The organism is Chitinophaga sp. Hz27, from assembly GCF_042263525.1.
GTDB lineage: Bacteria > Bacteroidota > Bacteroidia > Chitinophagales > Chitinophagaceae > Chitinophaga.
Window position 1 is genome coordinate 287,110 of the sequence record NZ_JBHKFJ010000008.1, and the last position, 21,710, is coordinate 308,819.

At 44.1% G+C, this 21,710-nt stretch carries 22 protein-coding genes; 15 read left to right on the forward strand and 7 right to left on the reverse strand.

Going from position 1 to position 21,710, the window contains the following annotated elements:
• Position 1 precedes the first annotated feature (1 nt).
• On the reverse strand, positions 2–715 hold the full coding sequence (locus ACE38W_RS20345; protein WP_375833917.1) for a hypothetical protein: 714 nt from the start codon (positions 713–715) through the stop codon (positions 2–4).
• An 83-nt stretch (positions 716–798) separates the two neighbouring features.
• The gene (locus ACE38W_RS20350) at positions 799–1,080 is read right to left on the reverse strand and encodes a hypothetical protein (protein ID WP_375833920.1); all 282 of its coding nucleotides are present in this window, start codon (positions 1,078–1,080) and stop codon (positions 799–801) included.
• 151 nt (positions 1,081–1,231) lie between these two features.
• Here ACE38W_RS20350 and ACE38W_RS20355 point away from each other — a divergent pair, with 151 nt between their 5' ends.
• Positions 1,232–1,819, forward strand: a complete 588-nt coding sequence (locus ACE38W_RS20355) for an SMI1/KNR4 family protein (protein ID WP_375833923.1) — start codon at positions 1,232–1,234, stop codon at positions 1,817–1,819.
• A 249-nt stretch (positions 1,820–2,068) separates the two neighbouring features.
• Entirely contained in the window at positions 2,069–2,383 is a 315-nt protein-coding gene (locus ACE38W_RS20360; RefSeq protein ID WP_375833926.1) for a hypothetical protein, read from the forward strand.
• Positions 2,384–2,482: 99 nt separating this feature from the next.
• On the opposite strand, the gene ACE38W_RS20365 is transcribed toward ACE38W_RS20360, so the two are convergent.
• From ACE38W_RS20365 to ACE38W_RS20375, 3 genes are all read right to left on the reverse strand, one after another.
• The gene (locus tag ACE38W_RS20365; protein WP_375833929.1) at positions 2,483–2,947 is read right to left on the reverse strand and encodes a DUF983 domain-containing protein; all 465 of its coding nucleotides are present in this window, start codon (positions 2,945–2,947) and stop codon (positions 2,483–2,485) included.
• 19 nt (positions 2,948–2,966) lie between these two features.
• Positions 2,967–3,845: an AraC family transcriptional regulator gene (locus tag ACE38W_RS20370; protein WP_375833932.1), complete on the reverse strand. Its 879-nt coding sequence runs from the start codon at positions 3,843–3,845 to the stop codon at positions 2,967–2,969.
• A gap of 141 nt (positions 3,846–3,986) precedes the next feature.
• A complete protein-coding gene (locus ACE38W_RS20375) occupies positions 3,987–6,380 on the reverse strand; it encodes an alpha/beta hydrolase family protein (protein ID WP_375833934.1) in 2,394 nt (797 codons plus the stop codon).
• 165 nt (positions 6,381–6,545) lie between these two features.
• On the opposite strand from ACE38W_RS20375, the gene ACE38W_RS20380 reads away from it, so the two are divergent.
• The 13 genes from ACE38W_RS20380 to ACE38W_RS20440 all read left to right on the forward strand — a co-directional run bounded on the left by ACE38W_RS20380 (position 6,546) and on the right by ACE38W_RS20440 (position 18,563).
• Positions 6,546–7,331: a glycine-rich domain-containing protein gene (locus tag ACE38W_RS20380; RefSeq protein WP_375833937.1), complete on the forward strand. Its 786-nt coding sequence runs from the start codon at positions 6,546–6,548 to the stop codon at positions 7,329–7,331.
• Positions 7,332–7,387: 56 nt separating this feature from the next.
• The gene (locus ACE38W_RS20385; protein ID WP_375833940.1) at positions 7,388–8,059 is read left to right on the forward strand and encodes a FadR/GntR family transcriptional regulator; all 672 of its coding nucleotides are present in this window, start codon (positions 7,388–7,390) and stop codon (positions 8,057–8,059) included.
• Between the two features lie 74 nt (positions 8,060–8,133).
• Positions 8,134–9,366 (forward strand): MFS transporter, encoded by a 1,233-nt coding sequence (locus ACE38W_RS20390; RefSeq protein WP_375833943.1) that lies wholly within the window; start codon positions 8,134–8,136, stop codon positions 9,364–9,366.
• Positions 9,367–9,412: 46 nt separating this feature from the next.
• A complete protein-coding gene (locus tag ACE38W_RS20395; protein WP_375833946.1) occupies positions 9,413–10,300 on the forward strand; it encodes a DMT family transporter in 888 nt (295 codons plus the stop codon).
• 143 nt (positions 10,301–10,443) lie between these two features.
• Complete coding sequence (locus ACE38W_RS20400; RefSeq protein WP_375833949.1) at positions 10,444–11,094, forward strand: tetratricopeptide repeat protein; 651 nt, start codon at positions 10,444–10,446, stop codon at positions 11,092–11,094.
• A gap of 118 nt (positions 11,095–11,212) precedes the next feature.
• Positions 11,213–13,159, forward strand: a complete 1,947-nt coding sequence (locus ACE38W_RS20405; protein ID WP_375833951.1) for a TonB-dependent receptor plug domain-containing protein — start codon at positions 11,213–11,215, stop codon at positions 13,157–13,159.
• A gap of 15 nt (positions 13,160–13,174) precedes the next feature.
• Positions 13,175–13,771, forward strand: a complete 597-nt coding sequence (locus ACE38W_RS20410; RefSeq protein ID WP_375833954.1) for a DUF6580 family putative transport protein — start codon at positions 13,175–13,177, stop codon at positions 13,769–13,771.
• A gap of 210 nt (positions 13,772–13,981) precedes the next feature.
• Complete coding sequence (locus ACE38W_RS20415) at positions 13,982–15,313, forward strand: DUF5074 domain-containing protein (RefSeq protein WP_375833957.1); 1,332 nt, start codon at positions 13,982–13,984, stop codon at positions 15,311–15,313.
• A gap of 8 nt (positions 15,314–15,321) precedes the next feature.
• A complete protein-coding gene (locus tag ACE38W_RS20420) occupies positions 15,322–15,843 on the forward strand; it encodes a bifunctional adenosylcobinamide kinase/adenosylcobinamide-phosphate guanylyltransferase (protein ID WP_375833960.1) in 522 nt (173 codons plus the stop codon).
• A 41-nt stretch (positions 15,844–15,884) separates the two neighbouring features.
• Positions 15,885–16,916: a nicotinate-nucleotide--dimethylbenzimidazole phosphoribosyltransferase gene (cobT, locus tag ACE38W_RS20425; protein WP_375833962.1), complete on the forward strand. Its 1,032-nt coding sequence runs from the start codon at positions 15,885–15,887 to the stop codon at positions 16,914–16,916.
• Complete coding sequence (locus tag ACE38W_RS20430; RefSeq protein WP_375833965.1) at positions 16,913–17,689, forward strand: adenosylcobinamide-GDP ribazoletransferase; 777 nt, start codon at positions 16,913–16,915, stop codon at positions 17,687–17,689. Before cobT ends, ACE38W_RS20430 begins: the two co-directional genes overlap by 4 nt.
• A complete protein-coding gene (gene cobC, locus ACE38W_RS20435) occupies positions 17,674–18,231 on the forward strand; it encodes an alpha-ribazole phosphatase family protein (protein ID WP_375833968.1) in 558 nt (185 codons plus the stop codon). The genes ACE38W_RS20430 and cobC overlap by 16 nt, the downstream gene beginning before the upstream one ends.
• Before the next feature lie 125 nt (positions 18,232–18,356).
• Positions 18,357–18,563, forward strand: a complete 207-nt coding sequence (locus tag ACE38W_RS20440; protein ID WP_375833971.1) for a twin-arginine translocase TatA/TatE family subunit — start codon at positions 18,357–18,359, stop codon at positions 18,561–18,563.
• A gap of 87 nt (positions 18,564–18,650) precedes the next feature.
• Here the strand turns inward: ACE38W_RS20440 and ACE38W_RS20445 are convergent, their stop codons facing one another.
• Both ACE38W_RS20445 and ACE38W_RS20450 read right to left on the reverse strand, forming a co-directional pair.
• Positions 18,651–19,976, reverse strand: coding sequence for a DUF5690 family protein (locus tag ACE38W_RS20445; protein ID WP_375833974.1), 1,326 nt, complete (start codon positions 19,974–19,976; stop codon positions 18,651–18,653).
• 152 nt (positions 19,977–20,128) lie between these two features.
• Complete coding sequence (locus ACE38W_RS20450; protein ID WP_375833977.1) at positions 20,129–21,709, reverse strand: SusD/RagB family nutrient-binding outer membrane lipoprotein; 1,581 nt, start codon at positions 21,707–21,709, stop codon at positions 20,129–20,131.
• Position 21,710 lies beyond the last annotated feature (1 nt).

Here is a 21,710-nt window from a genome sequence, read left to right on the forward strand (position 1 = left end):
TCTATGGGAATATGAATAACTTAATGATCATACCGATTACAAATACAACAGTAACGATATAAACAATCCAGGCGGCTCTTTTTCGTTTCTCTTCGGAGAAGAGCCGATTTTGGTAGGCCGGCTTGATAAATAGCCATAGAAATGCCAGTAAAGCACCTATCGATAATACTGCGATATATTTATCATTTGTCAGGTTATAACCTGCAATTCCTCCAAAAAATAGCATCAACCCCAGGTACCAATATTTTTCATGAAATGCCTTTTTATCGGCCTCATCAAACGGGCGAATTTTTTCCAGTTCCACTAACAGCTCATCATAATCATCAATCGCAGAGGGTATAATAATAGCCGATCCTGGTCCTTCCCCACGGATTACCACTCCATTCCTGGTTTGCGCCATATTACTGATCTCAAATCTGGAAAAGCTCAGTTCCTGCATGTTCTCCTGGCGCCTGATAATTGTATTTTCTGTAATCTCTATTTCAAAGGTCTTTAAAGCCTGATTTACCTTTCGTATACGGAAGTACGTAGAAATGGTAATGTAAATTATGACAATAGCCACTGGTAGTATTGTTTCCAACCGGGGCTCTACCCCACCAAAGCCATACACATACCAGCCGCCTAACAACGCCACTGCGATGATTAGCACCTGCATTCTTATTTGCTGCCTGCGTTGAGCCTTAACGCCTTCGCTACTTATCTTGTAAACAGACATTCGGGAAAATATTTCTTCTAAAATAAAAAAATCCCGGAGGGTATACTACTCTCCGGGATTTTTTATAATAAAGTCGACATTACCTATTCTTCGTCTTCTTCATCGTCGCCGTCATCTTCCAGCCATTCCATGTAGGAATAATACCAGTCTTCCAGCTGTTCCAGTAATTCAATTTTTTTCTCAGGAGCATCTTTGAAAAACTCTTCTACATTATCATACTCATGTACGATGTCGATGTAGGCAGTTTCCTCATCCTCTTCTACTCGCTTAGCGAAGAAACGAGGTGTCTGAGTATGGAAAATATACTCATTCTCCGGATCGTTTACAGGATCATCTGCTATCAGAAATTTAGGTAACTGTGCCATAATTAGTTATTTACTTTTTTAATAATCAACCGTGGGATTGTCCCACAAAAATATCGATTAAATAATTACAAAAACGGCAGGAAAACATAACAATATCAAAAATTTCTGCTAATTTTTTTTAATCTTTATCTCCGCATTAAACCCTCACCAAATGCAGGAATATTGGACAAGATGGGAGAACTGGATGCACCATCACGCCCCAAAACTGGTTAGTATCCTTAATCCCGGCGCATCATACGACGATATCGCTGAATTGGAAACCATTACTGGCATTGCCATGCCAGACGCGTTCAAAGTTTTCTATGCGATCCACGATGGGCAACAGGTTTCCCGGGCGGGCCTCGTCAATGGCGACAAGTTACTCAGTATCACTGAAATAACAGATGAATGGATCACCTGGAAAGAAATGCAGGATAATGGCGCCTTTATTCATAATGATGAAACGCTGAAATCAGAACCTGATACAGGTATCAAAGATGACTGGTGGAATTCACGTTGGATACCATTTACTTATGATGGCCTCGGCAACCACCTCTGCCTGGATTTTGACCCAGCACCTGGCGGCCAATACGGACAGGTTATCGCCTTCTGGCACGAAGATAACCACCGCGAAATCATCGCTCCTTCCTTTGAAGAATGGATACAAAACTACATTCAGGCGATGGAAAATGGAGCATACGTCTACCAGAAAAAATGGGGAATCGTCAGGAAAGATAGTAGGTACAATTTTAAAGATTAAATCCCAGGCACCTATTTCCCTTCTCCATAACCTCTCCGATTATACGAAAACCACCCACCTTCATAACCCTGCCCCTAACCTGCTGTAATTAACAGGCAGGAGAAAACTATAATTTATTACAGGGAGATCTATTTTTTAGTAAATCATCAAGTGTTCTGTTTTTATTTTTTTAACAATTAATTGATAATCAATTATTCATTTCTTCTGGCATCATTGTTGAACTTATTTGATCAGCTAAAACCAAAGTTTATGCACACTCCAAAGCATTTACCATTGTTTCTGATTGCAGCAGCCGTTGGCTTAGTTACGTCATTATCAGGTCAGCGGGCATTCGGACAAGGAATCGAAAAAGCCGCGAAGAAAGTAGGTAATGCTACCGCTTCCGTCGCAGTAAAAGGCACCTCAGCAATTACAGACAAAGTTTACAAAGGAAAGGAAGGTCCAAACGGTGAAGTAGTCTACATCGATAAAAAGGACCGAAAGTTTATTGTAGATGATAAAGGAAAGAAAGTTTATCTGAAACCAAATCAGATACACAACAAGCCGAGTAAAAAAGACAAATAGAAAAGTAGGTGCTCTCTAGCCATCGCCAGTTTTAGTCGAATATAAAAAGCCGCCTCTACTCAGTAGAGACGGCTTTTTCGTTTAATATCATACAGACTATTACACCACGCCATTAAAAGTTGCGTTCGTTCTTCCACTTCCTTCCGGAGGCCCCTGATGCCAGTCTTCATCATAATACACAAAGAATGCCATCCAGATAGTGCGGGATAAACGCATAATGATCGGTTGTAAAATCAATAGCAATAAACCATTGAATCCTAACCACCAGAAAATTCGGTTATCATTTATGGAGAACCCTATGAATAACCACCAAGCTATCAAACTTGCTACGCAAATCGCAATAGACAAGGCATAACTTACATAACCGGTACCATAGTAAAATCCTACTTCTACTTCTACCTTCTGTCCGCACACAGGGCAAACTTCAGGCATTTTCATGAAATTCTTTAAATCATAAGGATTCTTAGTTTCATAAATATCTCCACGGCGACAACGGGCACATTTATTTCCCAATAAAGCTTTAAAGAAATTAGGTTTTTTGTCGTGACTTTTATCTGCACACATTGCTAAATGTTTTATATAATCAAATGATATTCTTTCTAAACTCTTCCGGCGTAACACCAGCATATTTCCTGAAGAACTTCGTGAAGTAGGAATTATCTGCAAAGTTAAGCTGGTAGGCGATCGACGAGATGCTCGTATCTGCCATTACCAGTAACCGTTTCGCTTCCAGCAATACCCTGTCGCGAATAACCTCTCCTGCAGATTTCCCTAACATATGCTGACAAAATGCATTCAGATAATTAGGTGTTACATATAACATGGCGGCATAGTCTTTCGGTAATCGTTGCTGCATGTAATGCTGTTCTACCAACTTTCGGAAGTTGCGTAACAGCAGGTTATTATGCAGCATCTCCTGTTTTATAGGACCATGATGGGTAAACCTGCTTACTTTGATAAACAGTTCCAGTAAGAGCAATCGAAGCATATCGAGGTTATAGGGCTGATCAGTGCATACTTCACGCAGCATGCCTTCAAATAAGTGCGCGATCTCTGGTACGTGCTGCTGTGTTAATTGCACCACGCCTTCCGTGGCCACTCCACTGAGGAAAGGAAAACGCTCAATATAATCGGCATCTTTCAGGAATACATTGAAGAAACCCGGGGAGACATTGATTACATAACCTTCCAGCTTCCCTTCAAAATACCAGCCATGTACCTGGCCAGGCACCATGAAGTATAATTGCCCTGGTTCCACAGAAAATCGCTCAAAATCTATAGTGTGCGTTCCGTGACCACTGGTAAAAAGTGCCAGATGGTAAAAAGAATGACGATGCGGGAAATGAATATCCCTGTGCGCCGCCAAATAATCTGAAAACCTGGCTACCACCACATCTTCCTGATTAGGCTTCCCCATTACAAGGGAACAGATATCATATGTTGGAATCGCTGCCTTTGCCATGATGATACAAAGGTACTGCGCGTAAGACAAGGACTATTGTGAAATTAGGGGCTTTAATGGTACTTTTTACCTATATCCGACATTTGGGGTATAAAAAGCCGATCCCTGATTAGTAGAGATCGGCCCAATATGATATTTTATTTATTTAACATACTTCATCAACCACTCGTCCATTTCCCACAGCATGTGGAGAATGCTTTCTTTAGCGGCATAACCATGGCTTTCCTGCGGCAGGAATACCAATCTTGCAGTACCGCCATTTCCTTTGATAGCATTATAAAAACGCTCGCTTTGAATAGGGAAAGTACCGGAGTTATTATCTGCCTCACCATGAATCATCAGGATTGGCGTTTTCAGTTTATCGGCGAAAGAGAAGGGCGCCATGTTATAGTATACATCAGGTGCCTGCCAATAAGAGCGCTGTTCGTTCTGGAAACCGAAAGGAGTCAAGGTACGATTGTAAGCGCCACTACGTGCAATACCGGCTTTAAACAGATTCGTATGTGCCAGCAGGTTAGCTGTCATAAATGCGCCATAAGAGTGACCTCCAACCGCAATGCGGTTTCTGTCGCCCACACCCATATCGGAAATCTTGTTGATTGCCGCTTCAGCATTCATCACCAACTGGTCCAGGAAATTATCATTTGGCTCTTTATCACCTTCACCAACGATAGGCATTTCAGTAGCATCCATAACCGCAAAACCGCGAGTCACCCAGAAGATCGGAGAACCGTAAGTAACACGGGTAAATTTATAGGCAGATCCTCTCACCTGTGCTGCATCGCTTGCTGATTTGTATTCACGTGGATAAGCCCACATCAGCACTGGCAAACGGCCATCTTTCTTAGGATCATAACCTTTAGGCAGGTACAGCATTGCTGTCAGGTCCACGCCATCTTTACGTTTGTATTTCAACAGTTCTTTCTGGACGCCTAGCAGTTGTGGCTGCGGATGAGGGAAAGCAGTTAATGCAACAGTTGATTTCTTTTTCAGGTCCTGTAAATAGTAGTTTACGGGAGATGATACGGACTCGCGCGCAGTAACTACCACGAGTTTAGCCGGATCGATCACATCTTCTACCTGCTCATAATATGGAGCCTGGCTACGCCAGAGAATATCTTGTTTTTTAGTATTGATGTTATAACGTGACAGGAAAGGACGGTCACCTTCCGGAGAAGCGCCAGCAGCACGCATCAGGATATCGCCGGCAGGAGTAACATACAGTACTGATTTGTTGTATTGATTCTTCACCAGTACAGGCGTGCCTGGATCGTTATAACGGTCATTCTCAGATCTGTCGATTACCAACACTGGCGCCTGACCTGGATGTGAAGGATCAATTTTGCTCACTTTCACGCGTTGCTGGCTGCTATTCATTTCTGTGATCAGCGCCAGCTGATTGTTTGCCCAGGTAACATTTGCAAAACGTTCAGGTGTTTGCACCAACACTACTGGCTCTGCGCTGAAAGGCGCTTCCAGGCTATTCAACGCATCTCTGAAAGGAACTGATTTTTTTGGATCACCACCATCCAAGGCTTTTACCCAGGTAATAGTAGCCGCGGCATCTGCACGCCAGCCAAAACGACGAGGAAAGTTAGATGTAGCATCAAATCCTTTAGGACGGCTTTCATCCAGAGGTTTATTAGATAAAACTTTTACTTTTTCGCCAGTGAGTTTCCAGATTTCTGTGTTAGTTGGGAAACGATCTTCACCCACGAGATAAGAATAAGGACGATGACGCTCTTCTACCAACAAATATTGTTTGTCCGGAGAAGGCTGAACACTGGCGAAGATACCAGGCTTGCTGATCACCTCTTCTTTATTACCATCGGTTATTACCAGTTCAGACTGGAAATAATAATCGAACAGCTGCTCATCAAAAGGATTTTTGAGCATATCCTGGAAAGTAGCTGCAGGAGCTGCTTTGCCAGATGTTTGCTGTACAGTAGGCCCTTCTGGTGTTTGCGGTTGTAGTGGCGCTTTACCGATAGTAGCAGGAACTGCAGACAGAAGGAATTTATTTTCATCTAGCCATGCATAAGCATTTCCTTCTATACTGTTCAGTTTACGTGCGCTTACCTGCTTAGCTACACCGGTATTAACATCAGCCTGCCATAAGGTTACGCTGTTATTGTCGCTAACGAGGAAAGCAATACTTTTCTGTGCCGGCGACCAGGTAATGTTGCTGATACGTGCATTAGCCGGAAGTCCGGTTACTGCAAATTCTTTCTTCGACGCGATTTGCTTGATTTTGATTGCAGTCACATACGGTGAGCGGCTTAGACTAAAGTTAGCAGGATTGATACGGGAACCCGCCAGGCGGTATTCCGGTTGCGACAGCTCTTCGATAGTTGGATAACTGGAACGGTCCATGATCAGCATAATATCTCCTTTTCCGCTGAAATCAACAGTAGGAGAAGGCGTTGCCATGGCCAATTCCAGAATGCTTTGCGGAGGTGTTTGATATTTTAGTGCCTCCTGTCCATATACCCTGAATGTGATCAATAGGGATAATGACAATACAAATTTTCTCATATAGCAGTTAAATTAATAAGCAGTTAGCATTTGTACGTAAGTACACATAGGTCGATCTGGACAAAATAGAACTAAATGCCTGGAATACAAAATGATTTGTGATGAGTGCAGATTGTGATTTATTGGATGAAAAATAATAGCTTGCAATAACCTATACTATGTTATATGATGACGAATGCAGAAGATGAACTGTGGCAAAAGCTGCAGGCATTCCAATTTGATGAACCCGACACCTCTTTTACTTTCGTAAAACGTTTAGCCAGAGATAATTACTGGAATGATGAATTTGCACAGCGGGTACTGGAAGAATACAGGAGATTTCTGTTGCTCTCTGCTACCACCAAAAATAGCCTAACCCCTTCCGATCATGTAGATCAGGCCTGGCATCTCCACTTATCTTATACAGATAACTATTGGAATAAGCTATGCAGGGAAACTTTACAAAAGGAACTCCATCACAATCCTACCAAAGGAGGTGCGCAGGAAAATGACAAGTATGCTGATTGCTATGACTTTACTCTCCTGCAATACGAGGTTAAATTCGGGCATCCGCCTCCTGCAGACATCTGGCCCAAAGGTGATGAACGGTTTTCGGACATTGATTTTGTGCGGATAAACAGGCGGCATTTCAGGTTGGTACGACGTCCGCTGTCCAGCCAATTCCAGTTTCAGGTATTGGTTGCTGCTGTCACAGCTGCTATGTTGCTAACGTTATTCACACAATATTTCATTTTTATTCCACTGGCACTAGTTTTCAGCATAATTTTTTACATAGTCAGTATCAGCAGGCCGTACGACTATGAACCGATCCCCGTTGGTGATTCTGGTGGTTTCGGATGCGGTACAAGTGGCTGTAGCGACGCTGGTGGCGGCCATGGATGTAGCAGTGGCCATGGATGCTCCTCGTCGGGTTGCAGCGGCTGTTCTTCTGGTTGCGGCAGTAGCCATTGATTTTTTTGTTTGCATTTCTCCGGAAAAAATAAATACTTTTGCAAACATCAGATGATATGATGAATATAAGTACTCCAGTAAAAAGATTATCGCTGGCCGAAGAAGTTGCCGGCAGGATACAGGACCTGATCGTTTCGGGTAAGATCGTTGTGGACCAGCAGCTACCTACGGAACCTGAGTTGATGGCGCAATATGGTGTTGGAAGGTCTAGCATCCGGGAGGCAATAAAAGTACTGGTAAACAGAGGATTCCTGAAAGTACAGCAAGGCCTGGGCACTTTCGTAATTTCACAGTCGGGCTCGGGAGAGCCGCTGACGACTTTATTACAGCGTGCCGACTTTGAAGACCTCAATGAAGTACGATTGATCCTGGAAGTGAAGATAGCCGAAAAAGCTGCTATGCTTCGCTCCCAGAAAGATGTGGAAAAGATGAAAGGCTTCCTCAAAAAGCGATATGAATATGCTGTTGCCAATAATCTGGAAGCTTGTATTCAGGCAGACATCAACTTTCACAAGTCGATCGCTGACGCAGCCAGAAATGAAGTGATGATAGACTTATATGCCAGTGTTGCCGATATGTTGAAGAAGTCGTTCGTATTGCGGTATGGCACCACAAAAACCTTTGTAGATACGCAACACCTGCATGATGCGCTGCTGCAGGCTATTATCGACAAAGACCCTAAAAAAGCCTGGTCTTGCGCCACCAGGATTACCACTCACGGGAAATGATCATATAGCAGATAAATAAGTAGCCTAAAATTTTATCTTTAAACATCAGATGATCTGATCACAAAAAACAGACAATGTCAACAACTTTAACCGAGCAACAACAGGAAACCCAATCCGCTGCCGAAAAGGTAGCCCAACAAACGGTATTCTCGATATTGATTGCGCTGAGTTTTACCCATTTACTGAACGATGCCCTGCAGTCATTAATTCCTGCGATCTATCCACTGGTAAGAGATTCCCTTAAATTATCGTATTCTCAGGTAGGTCTGATCACCCTTACCTTCCAGATGTCTGCATCTATTTTGCAGCCGTTGGTAGGATTTTTTACAGACAAAAAACCGCAACCTTATTCCCTGGCTATAGGCATGAGCTTCACCTTATTAGGATTGGTAAGTTTGTCTATGGCACATAGCTTCCCAATGGTGCTGGTATCAGTTGCATTGACTGGCGTTGGTTCAGCGATATTCCATCCAGAAGCTTCAAGGCTGGCACACATGGCTTCTGGCGGCCGTCATGGTATGGCGCAATCCTTATTCCAGGTAGGCGGTAACGCTGGCAGTTCCCTGGGACCATTACTGGCAGCGGCCATCATCGTACCTTTTGGTCAGTTCAATGTGATCTGGTTTTCGCTGGCAGCGCTGCTGGCTATTATCGTAATGTTGCGCATCAGCAAATGGTACATGGCACAGCCTCAAAAGCCCAAAGTGAAAAAAGCAATTCAGCATACAGACAGGCAGCAGTTATCCACGCCTAAAGTGGTTTTCTCGCTGGGTATTCTACTGGTACTTATCTTCTCCAAATATTTCTATATGGCGAGTATGACCAGCTATTATACGTTCTACCTGATCAATAAATTCCATGTCAGTGTACAAGGCGCGCAGATATACCTGTTCGTATTCCTCTTCTCTGTAGCTGCGGGTACTTTTATTGGTGGCCCTGTGGGCGACCGCATTGGCCGTAAGTATGTCATCTGGATCTCTATCCTTGGCGTAGCGCCGTTTTCCTTGCTGCTGCCACATGTAAATCTCGCCTGGACAGCCATACTAAGTGTATTCATTGGAATTATACTTTCTTCTGCCTTTTCCGCTATTCTCGTATATGCGCAAGAGTTAGTACCAGGTAAGGTAGGCATGATTGCAGGCTTGTTTTTTGGGCTGGCCTTTGGTATGGGAGGTGTAGGTTCTGCGCTGCTGGGCCGCCTGGCAGATCAAACCAATATTGCATATGTATATCAGGTATGTGCTTATCTCCCGTTAATAGGACTGTTAACAGGATTCCTTCCTAACCTGGAAAAGCGTAAAAAATAGCTATTCGGCGATTTCAGCTACATTCGCAGCAAATTATTGAATCATCATGTGGAAAGGGATATTGCTCGTGTTATTAGGTGCATGTAGCTTTGGAATATTATCGACAATAGTTAAACTAGGATATCAGCAAGGCTTTACGTTGGGAGAACTTTGCAGCGTACAAGCCGGCTTCGGGATGGTAGCACTCTGGTTCATACATATGATCTCTGGTGCTACCACCTATGGGCTTAAAAATAAAGATGCAAGAACATCGTTTATACTGGGCAGTTCTACTGGGCTGGTAAGTATCACCTATTATCAGGCGGTACAATATATTCCTGCCAGTCTGGGTATCATTTTGCTCATGCAGTTTACCTGGATGAGCATGATGGTAGAATGGTTAATTTATAAGAAGAAGCCCACTGGTCGCCAATGGCTGGCAGTGGTGCTGATACTGACCGGCACTTTCCTTGCCGGAGGGATATTGAACAGTAATGGCGCTACCCTGAACCTGAAAGGCCTTGGCTTTGGTTTGCTGGCAGCCTTCTTTTATACCATATTCATCGTGGTGAGTGGCCGCGTAGGCCGTGCGCTTACCCCGGTGTTGAAAAGTGCCTGGATCGTTACCGGGGCTTTCATCATAATCACCCTCATCTTTCCGCCGCTTTACTTAGTAAATGGTCGTTTTACGGAAACCGGACTTTGGATGTGGGGAATGCCGCTGGCCTTATTTGGTACGGTACTTCCCCCCTTCCTGTTTTCTAAAGGTATGCCACAAACCGGCGTGGCATTAGGAGCCATCCTCAGTGCCGCCGAGCTGCCAGTAGCCACCATCGCAGCTACCATCTTTCTACATGAAAGAATAACGCCTGTCCAGATACTGGGTGTGGGCATTATCCTGGGCGCAATTGCACTGGCAAACCTTAAATTCGGTAAGCGCCAGGCCACAACATAAGCCGAAAACCAGACTGACAAAGGCTAGAACATAGTCATTAAATTAATATTTCCCCCGATCTGCTCCTGGCAACACTAGGGTGTATTTTTTAATTATCTTTGCTGCCTCGTATTAGAATTAAGTGAATTACGAACAGAATTTCCATGAAAGCATTTAACTTTTTTATTTTATATCGTTTCCCAATCGGCATTGTGCTGTTTTTGGGCGGTATTGCCCTGGGATTTACAGTTGGCTGGTGGGAAGCTTCCCTTGTATTGCTGCTCGCCGTGATCTGTATTGTAACACATGTGCTGTTTGGACCAATGAGATTGGTGCAGGAAGCTGTGGAAGCTGGTGACCTGGAAAAAGCCACCGGGCTTATGAATCAAATTAAATGGCCTAGCCTCCTTTATAAACCTATCCGTTCCGTATACTACTTCATGCAGTCTAACATGGCCATGTATACCAACGACCTGGATAAGGCCGAATCTACTATTCGTCAGAGTATCAAATCCGGCAGCCCAATGAAGGAATATGAAGGTATGCAGTATTTCCAGCTCGGAAATATCGCTTACCAGAAAAATGACCTGAAATCAGCTGACCAGAACCTGAAAAAGGCCATCCGTATGGGTTTACCTGATAAAGAGAATACCGCTGCTGCCCTGCTGACCCTTTCCGGTATAGCCATGAGCCGCCGCGAATTCAAATCTGCAAAAGAATACTTCCGCAGAGCAAAAGCACAAAAACCTACTACCTCACAGATCGTGAATCAGATCAAAGAAATGGAGAAACACATCTCTCGTCTCCCTGGTTGATCCTACCATATTCAAAGGGATATCGACAGATATCCCTTATTTTTTGATTACGAATTACTGATTTTTTCGCAAGGGCGTCCGACCGAGTTAATCTGTAATTCGTATTTTTTTTATCAAGATGTTTACGAGAATACTTACAGCAACCATCATCTTATCCGCCGCGGCACCTGCCATGGCACAGGATTCTACCGCTAGCCGACAATTATCAGAAGTTACGGTTACCGCTTCTAAAGTACCGCTGAAAGCCAGCGAAACGGGCAAAGTACTGACCATCCTCTCCCGCCAGTATCTGGAAAAAAATAATGGCAAAACAGTAGCTGATATCCTCAATACGCAGGCCGGATTAGTCATCAATGGCGCTAACAATACGCCAGGAACCACGCCCAGTGTATTTATGCGCGGTGCAAGCGCTGGTAATACACTCATACTTGTAGACGGTATGCCTGTTAACGATGCTTCCCAGATCTCCGGCGCATTTGATCTCAATTTCATTTCCCCACAGGAAATAGAACGTATTGAAATCCTCCGTGGTAGCCAGTCTACACTTTATGGTTCCGATGCTGTTGCGGGTGTTATCAATATTATTACCAGGAAAGCCGGCGATAAAAAATTCGGCGCCAATGCCTCTTTGGGTTTCGGCAGCTATAATGATAAACAAGCAGGCATCAATCTGCATGGACATCTGCAAAAATTCTCCTACCTCCTCGGGTATAAATTTGAGAAAACAGATGGCTTCTCCGATGCCACCGACACTACCGGACATGGCAACTTTGATAAAGACGGATTTCGCCAGCACAGCGTATTTGCAAAGCTTGGATTGGAAGCTGGCAAAAGATGGAACCTCCAATACCTCTTTAACTTCAACGACTACCATCATGCGCTGGATGAAGGCGCCTTCATCGATGACCGCGACTATAACGGCAAATACCAATATCTCCTCAATTCTTTCAGCAGCACCTATAAATTCAAAAAAGGAGAATGGCATTTGCTCTATAGCTACCAGCAAAATAAACGTAACCTGATCAACGATAGCGGCTATGTGGCCCCTAATGGTTATTCCAAATACGACAACACCCATTTGCTGGCACGCACTCACCAAATAGAGAGTTATGCCAATGCAGATCTCACCAACCAGATACGCGTAATCGGCGGAGCGGCATTCACAACCTCCCGCACCGGCCAGGATGATTACCTCATCAGCTCTTATCCAGCCAATGCGGCACCTTATATCACCAGCATTCCAAAAGACAGCGCCCATGTAAACCAGGTGAGTGCCTACGCATCCTTGTTGCTACATAATATGGGCGGCTTCAACCTCGACCTGGGCGGCAGATATAATCACCACCAGTTATACGGTAATAATTTCACTTATTCCATCAATCCATCTTTCCTACTGAACAACCAACATAAGTTCTTTGTCAATGTGGCTTCTGGGTATAAGGTACCTACATTGTACCAGCTGTATGCGCCTGGATATGGCAACAGTGGCCTGAGTCCGGAGGTTACCACCAGTTATGAAGCAGGTTATCAGCTGTACCTGCATCGTGTCAATTTCAGGGTAACAGGTTTTTGGAGAGATACAAAAGACCTGATCATATTTTATTCTGACCCGGTAACCTGGATTGGCGGTTATAAAAATGCTAATAAGCAACAGGCATCTGGGTTAGAGGCAGAGTTTAGTGCAGAAATTATCCGTGGCCTGGACTTTACCATCAACTATAGTTATACCGATGGTCATGTTACGGAAACGGCATCAAACGGTAGTAAAACGACTTCTTATAATTTGTATAGGATTCCCAGGAATATGGGAAATGCTACTTTGGGATATCAGATTACGCCTGCATTTTATGCAAGCGCATCCTATAAATATATAGGCCAGCGTTACGAAGTAAGCCATCCAATGGGAGATTATTACACGGTAGATCTGTATGGTGAGTATAAATTTGGTAACTTGCTTAAAATTTTTGCCGGTTTCCGAAATATAACGGATTATAAATATTTCGATATAACAGGATATAATTCGAGAGGCTTTAATTTCAATACAGGTGTTATCTTTAACCTTTAAATACTAAACCAACATATGTCTTTAAAGAATCTTAATCCGCAATTTGGTGTGCTGTTGCTGTTTATTCTGGCAGCAGGTGTTATCAGAGTTGTGTTGGGCGCAGATGCTAGTATGTCGCCGATTGCAATGTTTTCACCATTAGGAGCGATGGCGCTGTTTGGCGGTTCTACTTTCGCTAAAAGCTGGAAAGCATTTGTATTTCCTTTGCTGGCGCTGTTCCTCAGTGACTTAGTGCTGATGCAGGTGTTTAACAAGCAATATGCACAGGGCTTGCTGTATAGCGGCTGGTATTGGACATACCTGAGCTTTGTACTGATCGTATTGGTAGGTCAGGTGATGATTAAGAAAATTGCCGTTGGCAATATCGTGGCGGCTTCTATTGTTGCGGCTATCGTTCATTGGGTAGTTTCTGATTTCGGCGTTTGGATTGCTGGTGGTACTGATATGACTACCATGCAGCCATACACTAAGAACATGGCAGGCTTTATCAGCTGCTATGCCCAGGCAATTCCTTACATGAGATTTTTCCTCGCTGGTACCCTCATCTATTCTGCTGTTTTCTTCGGCGGTCTGGTACTGGTTCAGGGCAAAAAGCTGCGTACTGCGCAGTAATGCCTGTTAGCGATAAATATTAGTTAAGTTTAGAGATTTATTACGCGTAGTACCCTAAAGGTTTTACACGTAATGAATCTCTAAATCTTTTTTGGGGAAACCCGATTTCCTATCTTGCATAAGTTCAACTCTGTCTATAGCACCGGGTATGCACGTTTCCAACGACAACGGGTATACGCATCGGAAAATCGTATAAAAAATCAATAGCTCATGCGTAAAATTTCACGCTCACTTCAGTTTCCCCTGGTACTCGTAGCATTGGCCATGATGGGAATCACCGCCTGCCAGAAAAACGAGGCGGGTATTACTGTACCTGCGGTTGTTTCCCCGGGATTGAATAATAATGGGAATGGAAATGATACTATTTATATAGGCGATTCCAGGACTATTCGTCCGCAGCTGGGCAATGTTACTGGCACGCCAACTTACCAATGGCTTGTAAATGGTGTTGAGAAAGGAACAGATTCTACTTTCACCTTTAAACCTACCGAAAGAGGTGATTATACTATCTCCTTTAAAGTATTTTCAGGTAACAGTCTTTCTGGTTACTACTATCGTATTAAAGTACTGGGACCATGGGAAAACGGCTTCTATATCGTGAATGAAGGCAACTGGCCTTCTACCGGTGAGCTGAATTTTTATCGTAATGGTGCAGACAGCGTTTATCAGAATATCTATGGAAAAGTAAATGCCGGTAAACAACTGGGTGTTACTTCCGAATATGGTGCGATTTATAACGGCCTGTTATATATTGTTTCCAAGCAAGGTCCATTGGTGATTGCGGATGCTTATAACCTGCTTGAGAAAGGCCGTACTGCTCCACTGCCAGCTGAAGGACATGCTTTCTGCGGCGTGGATAATTCCCGTGGCCTCGTAAGCACTACTGACGGTGTTTACATTATGGACCTGAACAGCTTCACCCTTACCGGTAAAGTAAATGGTATTACCGGAGAAGCTGGTAGTATGCTGAAATCAGATAATTATGTGTTTGTATTAACAGCAAACGACGGTGTGGTTGTATTAAATGCATCAGACCTCAGTGTTGTCAATAAACCAGTGAAAGCTTCGGTAGGATTTGCGAAAAGCCGTGATGGCCGCATCTGGGCTGGAGAAGGTAAAAACCTCTATGCAATTGATGGTGGTACCCTGGCCGTACAGACTTACCCTATCAGCTTTGATATTTACAGTACCTGGGGCTTCTGGAATGCAGGCTCTTTCTGTGCATCACGTGCTGAAAATGCGATCTTCTTTGCACAAACCGGCCAGTATGGTGGTGGTTCCAATGTTTATAAATTTGTACCAGGTATAGATAGTACCCTTACTGTTCCTATCGTGAAACTACCGGCAGACAGAGAACTCTATGGCGCTGGTGTTAGATACAACCCGATAGATACTACACTGGTAATTACAGCCATGAAACCAGGCTATGGTGTGAACTCTAAAGAGAACACGCTGTTTATATATAACGCAGTAACAGGTGCTTTGAAAAAGAGTGTTCCATATAGCGGATACTTCTTCCCTGCCATGCCAGTATTAAACTAAACTTATTCATGATATATTTGATCACAGGCGGTGTTAGGTCCGGAAAAAGCAGGTATGCACAAAACCTTGCGCTTTCATTAAGTGCCAATCCGGTTTATGTAGCCACTGCGCATATCTGGGATGATGATTTTGCAGAAAGAGTGCAGCGGCATAAAGATGACCGTGGCGCCGCCTGGATCAATTATGAAGAAGAAAGAAAAGTCAGCAGCTTACCCCTGGAGGGCCAAACCGTTGTAATAGACTGTGTCACACTTTGGCTTACCAATTTATTTGAAGATTCGTCGCACGATATAACACCAGCCATGGAAACCATACAGGCTGAGATAGATGCAATTCACCATAAAGCCGGTACCTATATCATCGTATCCAATGAAATCGGAATGGGTATCCATGGCGAGACTGTTGTCGCCCGCAAGTTTGCAGACATGCAGGGATGGACCAACCAATACATAGCCCGTTTAGCCGATACTGTTATACTGATGGTTGCCGGGATTCCCGTTATTATTAAAGATGAAGCTGGCAAGCGATAGCGAATTATTTTTTGTGTTGATATAAAAAGAGGAGAAATAAGATGATTACACCCGTATCTACCTTACTGAAGGAACCCTTGCAAGAGAAAATTAATCAGAAAACAAAGCCTCCAGGCTCTTTGGGCAAACTGGAACAAATAGCGCTCCAGGCCGGCTTAATCCAGGAAACACTTACACCAGCATTGCATCATCCGGCCATCATAGTATTTGCCGGCGATCATGGCATTGCGGAAGACGGACTTGTAAACCCTTTCCCACAGGCGGTTACCGCTCAGATGGTGTACAATTTCCTGAACGGAGGCGCTGCAATCAATGTTTTTTCCCGACAGCATAAACTGGACCTCAGAATAGTAGATGCCGGCGTTAATCACAGCTTTGGTACCCATCCACAGCTTCGCGACCGGAAGATAGGTATGGGCACAAAGAATTACATGCACCAACCAGCCATGAGCAAAGAGCAGTGCGCCGCAGCTATGGACGCGGGCGCAGAAGAAGTATACCAGTTATTTCAAGAAGGCTGCAATATCATTGGCTTTGGTGAAATGGGTATTGGCAATACCTCATCAGCGGCATTGCTGATGAGTCATTTTACCGGCCTTCCCATCGATGAATGCGTAGGCATTGGCACAGGCTCAAATATCCAGCAACTGGAGCAAAAAAAGGCCATATTACGTCAGGTACAGGCATTCCACCCAACACCAGGTTCACCTGTACAGGCATTGGCGACTTTCGGAGGCTTCGAAATTGCCATGATCTGTGGCGCTATTATCCAGGCCGCAGAATTTAAGATGATGATCGTGATAGATGGTTTCATCGTGTCGGCAGCCCTGCTGGCGGCAGCAGCGATGTACCCTGCAGTATTGGAATACTGCATATTTGCACACTGCTCCAATGAGAAAGGTCACCAGGCCATGCTCAAATACCTCCATGCCGATCCACTACTCCAACTGGATATGCGCCTGGGCGAAGGCACCGGCGCAGCATTAGCTATTCCACTGGTACAAAGCGCAGTAGCCTTCCTGGAGGAGATGGCCAGCTTTAATAGTGCTCAGGTTTCAAATAGGTCGATATGAGGAAGCAATGGCAACTGATCCTTACTGCCCTCATGTTCTATACCCGTTTACCCGTTACCGTTAGCGAACCTTATGATCCCGAATCACTAAATAAGGCCACCCGTTATCTGCCACTGGTAGGATGGATTACCGGCGGATTTATGTTATTGGTAGTATGGGCACTGGGAGATATAGCCCCCAAAACACTTACCGCATTACTCTGCATTTGTGTGAGTGTATGGGTTACAGGCGCCTTCCACGAAGATGGCTTCGCCGATATGTGCGACGGCTTCGGCGGCGGATGGACCAAAGAACGTATACTGGAAATCATGAAAGACAGCCGTATAGGAACTTACGGCATGCTAGGCCTACTCCTACTCATAGCCACCAAACTGGTGTCGTTGATGTGCCTGCCCTTACATGTACTCATGATGGCCATCATTGCTGCTCAGCCACTGAGCAGGTTTACAGCCATCACCATCATCTATACACAACAGTATGTAAGAGAAGATGAACTGAGCAAAGCAAAACCTATTGCAAAAGGTATTACAGGAGCAGATATGGTGATCGCCTCCTTCTTTGGGATCACCCCTTTCCTGGCAGTTACCTTCCTTTTACATAATTATTCCTTATTACTGACTATCCCCGCCCTGGTGTTGGTGAGGATGTATATGGCAAGACTGATGCTCAAATGGATAGGCGGCTATACCGGCGATTGCCTGGGTGCCGTACAACAGGTAGCAGAAACAGTCATATATTTGTGTTTTTGCATTCTGGCATGGAAATATACCTGATCCGGCACACCACTCCGGCCGTAGAACGTGGAATTTGTTATGGTTTTGCTGATATAGATGTAGCGCCAACTTTTGAGACAGAAGCTGCCCGTATAAAGGGCCTTATGCCTGATATGCCGCTGGTAGTATATTCCAGCCCGCTCCAACGCTGCTTTAAACTGGCCACTTACCTTTTTGGGGACCAATTTACCACAGACGACCGCCTCAAGGAACTGAATTTCGGAGAATGGGAAATGAAGCGATGGGATGATCTGGGACCGGATGCCCTCCAGAAATGGATGGACGATTTTGTTTATGAAAGGGTGCCTGGCGGCGAAAGCTATGTAGACCTGAGAGATCGTGCAGTGGCCGTTTTAAACGAAGTCATCAACAAAGGAGAAGATGCAGTTATAGTAACGCATAGTGGTATCATCCGGGCTTTGCTGGCTCATATCACCGAAACACCCTTGGAAAAATCGTTTGAGCGCCGTACAGAATATGGTAGGGTAGCCCGCTTAAAAGTGGAAAATAAAGAGGTAAAGATTGATTTTTATAATTCATAATCATCTGAAATATAAAAATTTATATATATCATTGTAAATATCTCGGCTAAACTCTGAAAAAACAAGATTTCGTACTAACTTTATACAAATATTTACCGTAAAAGAACACACTAAAACCTGGTATAATGACAACATCATTCTTGAATATTCCGCTTTTGTTTTTGCAGGAAATTGGTATCAAGGAATTACTGCTGATTGCTTTGGTAATTCTGTTATTGTTTGGTGGTAAGAAGATTCCTGAATTGATGCGTGGCTTAGGTAGCGGCATTCGCGAATTCAAAGACGCGAAAGACGAGCCTACCACTAAAAAGGCTTCAGCTGACAAAGAATAAGATCAGTAATCTCTTTCAATAAAAAAAGGTAAATCGTGCATGAATCAATCACGATTTACCTTTTTTATTTTCGCCTGACTCCTCATTTCAGGCTGCTATCTGCACCTCTCCATTGATGATTGGATGCGTATCGTTGTTCACTGTCAGATATTTATTTCTAAAATAGAAGGAAGACACCACCATCAGCACCATTCCCACCAAACTCACTCCCAGCAAGGCATCTATAAAAAACTCGCTCCACGACATCTTCATATTATAAAAATTCCTCGCCAGCATTACCAATACGCTTCCCAGGTATCCAAAAGAATCCGCTACATACATGATAAAACCCACGTTGCTCACGTATTTAAATACGGCTATCAAACGTTCAAAGAAAATACAGTTAAAAGGGATGTAGCCCATATATAAACCGAGTCCGGTCAGGGTCATCCACCAAACAGGCCCCATATGATGAGCCTTGAATAATATCGTACTAGCCAGCGCTATCCCAAATCCCAGCACTACGATAAAGTGATTCAGCATAAACGCTTTATAGTTATTCTTCACAAATACCAGCATACTCATAATCGCTATAATGGCCAGCGAAACTGGTATTTCTGTTTGTGTGAAAATCCCAGAGGTAGCGCCATAGCCAAGATCTTTCCAGATATCCGCAGAAAAATTATCTCTGATATCACGTAATACTGTTAGCATCACATAACTGGCAATGAGAAGGATAAGCCCTGGTAAGAATGCACGCAGAAACTTGCGACGCTCTTCTTTGTCCATGGGGGCGCGTTTCGTGCGCAACTGCTCATCTTTCGCGGATGGTGGCGGGATTTGCTCCAGTAACAACACAAAAATCAATATGGGAACAATGAATACCAGGCCGGTCACAAAAGGCATCCAGTTTTCTTTAACGCCCCAATCAAGGATGGTGGACTTACCTACCGATTTCACAAATCCTGAAGAGAAAATAAAACTGATAGAGAGTACAGCACCCATAAACTCCGTGCTGCGGCGGCCTTCCAGATAGCTGAATACCAGCCCCCAGATCATTCCCAGCGGAAATCCATTGATAAACAGGAAAGGAATATTGTAAGGCGCCGGAACGATGGCAAATAACAGTAATGATATCCAGGAAATAAGTATCAGCATCAGGATGCTGGCTGCTCTGCGCTGGCCTTTCATCTCAGCAATAAATCTTATCCCATAAAATTTACTTGCTGCATAACCCAGGGTTTGACTGATAACCAGCCATATTTTGTAGTCAATACCACAAAAGCTCATCCCTTCAAAGATGGCAGCGGTGAATGGCTTCCTGAAGGCATACATGCAGGAATAGGTGCCAAAAGCCACCAGGGCGGCATATAGCGAAAAGGTCAGGTTGCTGGCCCCTTTCAGCCGTTGTTCAATCCATGGGATTTTCATCATTAATATTCACTGTTTGAATCAAAGTTGCCAATCCAATGTGAACTTAATGTTAACCCATGCTAAACTAATTGTTAAGTATTATTAAACAAAAAAGACTTTCCCGGTACATGGGAAAGCCTTTTTGTTTAGTATTCCTAAAATATTGCCCTGCCTTATTTAATCAGCCACATAGCGGCATTGATATCGTCAGTTCCGCTACCAAACTGGCTTTGCAGCGAAGTAGTCCAGTTAACGGTATTGGCTGTACGCTCACTGTCAGGATATTTCCAACGAACAGGGATCACACCACTGTTACCCGTACCTGTACCCATACTGAAGGTAGGTACTCCGGTACGGCGATAGTTGAAATACGCCTCCCAGCCTGAGTTTTCAAAGAATGCCAGGTATTTCTGCTGTAATATCTGCGTTAAGCCCTGTGCATTATTGCCACTATACTTCACCGAAGCCTGCGTATAGTAGGTACCCTCAAAATCGAAAGGAATGGTGTAATTAACGCCTCCATATGTTTTGGAGACATTACCCTGCAATGGGATACCATAGAAGCCCAGAGAGGCTTTAATGCCGTTTTTATAATATGATTCGGCATCGCCTGTAATCCAACCACGGTTGATTGCCTCTGCAATGTTGAAGCAAACTTCCGGATAACCGATCAATACACCAGGTTCCGCGGCATAGCTGCTGTAATAACGCGCCCTGCTGCGTACAGAGTAAGTCGCAGTATCCACGCTGGACATCGCCGAAGACATATCTTCCTGGCTTTGGCCGGAAGGTGCGCCCACATAAGCAGTGATATCTGCCGGTGTTTTATGCTTTACATTCACCTGCTCGGTTGCCGGTTCGGCAGTAATATAAGCTCTTGGATCGTTTAAGGATACCAATGTATTCAGATAAGTTGCAGACATATTATAACGTGTAGCATCATTACCCAGGTTGTCCGGGTTAGATGGATATTTGTTAATACCGTTATAAATGAATTGCAGGTTTCCGTCCATACCTTCTATCACTGGATATTTGGTAGGATTGGTAAACATATTCTTGAACTGTGCAGCCACCTGCAGGTCAGTGTCGGCGGTCTTTTTGCTTAATGCAATCAGTACACGCATATGGAAACTATTCACTGCACGTTGCCATTTAGTAAGGTCGTTGCCAAAATAGATATCACCTTTTAACACCTGGCCTTCAGCAGTATTACTTTTATCAGGATTAGCGATCATCGTGCCCAGATCGGTGTTGGCATCTTCCAGCCATTTGAGTATCTGCACAAAAATCTCTTTCTGAGATGCATATTTAGGAGAAGCTGTGGTTAGTCCTTGCAAGGCGTCGTTCAGTGGCAGATCTCCTACCAGGTTGGTCATTCTGTAATAGAAATACGCACGGAAAAACTTACCCAGGGCGCTATATGGATTCACCGTTTTACCTCCCAGGCGGGTTGCTTCTTTTTCCATCTGCAATACGTTGGTCAGGGAAAAGAAGCTACCCAGATCGGCACCGCCCCAATCATAGCGCTGGTCACCGTAATAGTTATAGTTACAGCAATCGAACTGGTTCCAGCGCATTACACTGCTCCATGGTTTGTCAACGTTCATATCTGCCAGTACGCCACCGATAACCATACTTGGCGGCACCGCAGCAGGGCGGTTTTGGTTTACACCATAATCATCGAACTTTTTATTGCAGCTGCTAAATGCAATGCCGGCAAGTACTGCGAGTGATAATATTTTAAGAGATTTCATT